A 3,978-nucleotide genomic window follows, 5' to 3' on the forward strand; every position below is an offset into this window, starting at 1 on the left:
ACCAGCTCCAACCGCACCAGCCATAGCCGTTTCACCAACAAGGGAAATCAAGGTTACAGTCGTCACACGGATCAAATCTGGAAGACCTTCTGATAGGTAAACACCTACGATGTCCCAGAAGGTCGCTCCGCTAGCTTGAGCCGCCTCAATGACACCACCATCTAGCTCAGCCAAGACCACCTGTACTTGACGGGCAAAGAAGGCAAAGACTGCAAAAGATAGCGGTACGATAGCCGCATTTGGCCCGATACTTGTCCCTACGATTAGGTGTGAGAAGGGTGACAAGACTGCCAAGAGAATGATAAAGGGAACCGCACGGAAAATAGAGGTGATTTTATCCAAAATCCAGAAAACAACCTTATTCTCCAAAACACCACCTGGCGCGGTCAAGACAAGGAAAAGACCTGCCACTAGCCCCAAGAAACCTCCGATGATAAAGGACAGAACTGTCATATAGAGGGTTAGGTAGATGGCTGTTCCCCAGCCTGCTTGACCAGACCAACCCATCTTATAGACATTTGGTAAATAAGTTTGAATCAATGATTCCATCTTACTGTCCTCCCTTCAATACTTTTAGCTGTACGCCTGCTTGACGAATAGCTTCTTGGGCACCTGCCAACGCTTCTTTTTCACCTGACAAGACCACCACCAATTCTCCAACAGGAGTGCCATCGAGAATTTCGATATTCCCATAGAGGATATTAGCCGTCACTTGATAATGCTTGTACAATTCATTCAAAAGTGGCTCGTCTGTTGAAGCACCTGCATACTTGAGTTGCACCAAAAGGCTGTTTTCAGACAAGTGTTCCACGATTTCTTGCTTCTCGATTTTGACCATAGCTTCATCAATGCCTGTGGCTGTTGAGATAAAATCTTGGGTCAAAGGTTGTTTAGGGTCTGAGAAGATTTCAAGCACACTACCCTCTTCAATCAAATGCCCGTCCTGCATAACCGCCACACGGTTGGCAATATCTTTGACAATCTGCATTTCATGCGTAATCAAGACAACAGTCAAGCCTAATTTTTGGTTCAAATCTTGCAACAAGGCCAAAATCTGCTTGGTTGTCTTAGGGTCAAGGGCAGAAGTTGACTCGTCTGAAATCAAGATTTTTGGATCATTGGCCAAGGCACGCGCAATGGCCACACGCTGTTTTTGCCCTCCAGATAGTTGTGAAGGATAGTTTTCAGCACGATCCGCCAAGCCAACCAAGTCCAACAACTTAGCTACTTTAGCCTTCTTTTCTTCCTTGCTAAGTCCAGAGTGTTTGAGGGCGAAGGCTACATTCTCCTCTGCAGTCTTTTGGCTCATCAGGTTGAAATGCTGGAAAATCATTCCAATATCTTGACGTTTACGACGCAACTGCTCGGCCGTCAAGGTCACCTTACCATCAAAAATCACATCGTCGTCAATGGTAATTTTCCCTGCAGATGGTTTTTGCAAGAGGTTAATTACCCGTACAAGGGTGGATTTCCCTGCTCCAGAATATCCAACGATTCCGTAGATATCCCCTTCTTGGATGTGAATGGTCACATCCTTGACCGCTGTGATGGTTCTCTTCTTTTGGTGAAAAGTCACATCGATCTGATCTAACTTGATAATATCTCTACTCATAGCTTCTAATCAGCTCCTCTACTAATTCAATATGGGTGTAATAATCGGCGATTCGCACGTTTTCATCTCCACCGTGGTCTCGACTATTAGCATTTCCTAGACCGAAAGCCACCATTGGCACCTCTAGAGCATCAAAGACCGTATGCATAGGCCCTGTCCCCGCTGTCGTCGGCAAGACTGAAACGCCCTGTGGATAGAACTTCTTAGCCAACTCGATCACATTGAGAATGGCTGGTGCGCTCATATCGCTTCGATAGCTCATCTCTCCCAAGGTATAGTATAATTCTACCTTATCAAAGCCATTTTTGTCTAGCTGTTTCCGAATTTTTTCCAGAACATCATGCGGTTCTAAGCCCGGAACCAGACGAACCTCTAGCTTGGCACTAGCTTCTGCAGGCAAAATAGTCTTAACACCCTGACCTTGATAACCTGACTGAATCCCTTCGATATTAAGAGCTGGCTCGAAAAAGAAACGTTTTAGAAAGGCTGCGCGGTCCTCTTGTAAAAGAGGCAATTCCAAACCATAAATCTGGCTGATTTCCCCTGGATTTCGTTGACCATAAGTTTCTAGCAAGGCCATTTCTCGTTCATTTGGCTCTTGTACTTCTTCGTACAAGCCTTCAACCAAGATACGGCCATCTGCAGCGCGAAGAGACTGTAAGGCTTGAAGGAGGTACCAGGGAGCTGATTCCACAACCCCACCATAACTCGAATGGATATCCACATCAGCACTTTTTACCTTGGCATCAAAGGTCACAATCCCCTTGTTTCCACCAGAAATTTCCAGCTGTTCTAAGGCATTTTTGGTTCCTTGTTCCCAAACCAACAAATCTGCACCACGGAGTTTGTCCGCATGTTTTTCCAAATACTTATCTAGGTCTGTCGAAGCGGATTCCTCCGCTCCCTCCATGATAAAACTGATATTGACAGGCAGGTCATCATGATGCTGCATGTATTTTCTCAAAGCACTCAAACGAGCTGTGATATGACCCTTGTCATCATCGACTCCTCGTCCGTACATAATACCATCGCGAACAGAAAGAGTAAAAGGGTCCTCAGTCCAGACCTGATCCCCATCAGCTGGTACAGTGTCATAGTGGTTATAGAAAATCAGAGTCTTAGCATCTGGGCGCGAACTCTTGAAATGCGCCATGACAAAGGGAGCCGTATAAGTCTCATCAATCTCCACTTCAGCCCCCACACGTTTGAAAATCTCACCCAGATAGTTTGCAACTTCCTTAAGTCCCACCTGCTGGGCAAAGACTGATTTCTTAGAAATTAAGGTACGCAAAACCTCAAAATAATGCTGGGCTACATGATCCTTTTCAAATTTTTCAATCTGTTCTTGTTCACTAGGAAAAACCATATTCTCTCTACCTTTCTATGAACCTATAGTTTTCTTTACAATCCATGCTCTATACAAAAGCAAGAGGTGGAATTTTCTCTCCCACCTCCCTGTTTCTTATTACCAAACTGGTTGATCCAAACCGTCTGATGTTTCTTCGATAACTTTTTTCACGTCATCTGTGTGGTAAGCTGCGATCACTTTCTTGATAGCATCAGCTTTTGGTGATGTTTCCCAATCTTTTTTCGCAACGATGATGTTGTACCATTGTTTTGAGTTTTCATCAGCTTGTTCTTTGAAAAGTGCTTTCTTGTAGTCCAATTTTGCTTCTGTAACGAAGGTATTGTTTACAACAGCAGCGTCAACTGATGACAATGAACGAGCTGTTTGGCTAGCGTCCAATTCAGTGATTTTCAAGTTCTTTGGATTTTCTTTGATGTTAGCAACTGTTGCAAGAGCAGTTCCAGAAACATCCAATTTAATCAAGCCAGCTGATTGAAGCAAGTAAAGCGCACGGCTTTCGTTGGTAGCATCGTTCGGTACAGCGATTTCTCCGTTTGCTGGGATGTCTTCTACTTTAGTGTACTTGTTGTCACTTCCATTCAAACCTGAGTAAAGGCGAATTGGAGAGATGTAAGTATCTGCAATCGCTACAAGGTCTTTCCCATTTTCTTTGTTCCAGTTGTTCAAGAAGTTATAGTGTTGGAAAGCGTTCAAGTCTACTTCGCCGTCAGCAGTTGCCTTGTTTGGTTGTGAGTAGTCTGTGAACTCTGTAAATTCCAAAGTGATACCGTCTTTTTTAACCAATTCTTGGATTTTGTCCCAACGTTTTTCTTCAGAACCGCTACGGTTGACAGTTGCGATTTTAATAGTTGTTGCATTGTCTGCTTTCTTTTCTGAGTTTCCGCAAGCTGCAAGAGCCAAACCTGCGACTGTAGCAAGGGCTGCTACACCAAGCCATTTTTTAATTTTCATGATTCTTTCTCCTTAAAAATAATACCGTACTAGTATCTCATACTTT

At 44.0% G+C, this 3,978-nt stretch carries 4 protein-coding genes; all 4 read right to left on the reverse strand.

Annotation, left to right across the window (positions count from 1 at the left end):
• The coding region (locus WKI42_RS09600; protein ID WP_368081809.1) for a methionine ABC transporter permease at positions 1-549 on the reverse strand (549 nt) is incomplete at its 3' end.
• Position 550: 1 nt separating this feature from the next.
• Positions 551-1,612, reverse strand: a complete 1,062-nt coding sequence (locus tag WKI42_RS09605) for a methionine ABC transporter ATP-binding protein (RefSeq protein ID WP_368081810.1) — start codon at positions 1,610-1,612, stop codon at positions 551-553.
• Positions 1,605-2,978 carry a M20 family metallopeptidase gene (locus WKI42_RS09610; RefSeq protein WP_368081811.1) on the reverse strand — a complete coding sequence of 458 codons (1,374 nt, stop codon included), beginning with the start codon at positions 2,976-2,978 and terminating at the stop codon, positions 1,605-1,607. The genes WKI42_RS09605 and WKI42_RS09610 overlap by 8 nt, the downstream gene beginning before the upstream one ends.
• 99 nt (positions 2,979-3,077) lie before the next feature.
• The gene (locus tag WKI42_RS09615; RefSeq protein WP_000694523.1) at positions 3,078-3,932 is read right to left on the reverse strand and encodes a MetQ/NlpA family ABC transporter substrate-binding protein; all 855 of its coding nucleotides are present in this window, start codon (positions 3,930-3,932) and stop codon (positions 3,078-3,080) included.
• Positions 3,933-3,978: the final 46 nt, after the last annotated feature.

The organism is Streptococcus pseudopneumoniae, assembly GCF_038148935.1.
Classification (GTDB): domain Bacteria; phylum Bacillota; class Bacilli; order Lactobacillales; family Streptococcaceae; genus Streptococcus; species Streptococcus pseudopneumoniae_U.

What these genes read in the sequence shown, in the direction of transcription:
- WKI42_RS09605 (WP_368081810.1), bottom strand. Translation starts at nt 1,612, where the DNA reads ATGAGTAGAGATATTATCAAGTTAGATCAGATCGATGTGACTTTTCAC.
- WKI42_RS09610 (WP_368081811.1), bottom strand. Translation starts at nt 2,978, where the DNA reads ATGGTTTTTCCTAGTGAACAAGAACAGATTGAAAAATTTGAAAAGGAT.
- WKI42_RS09615 (WP_000694523.1), bottom strand. Translation starts at nt 3,932, where the DNA reads ATGAAAATTAAAAAATGGCTTGGTGTAGCAGCCCTTGCTACAGTCGCA.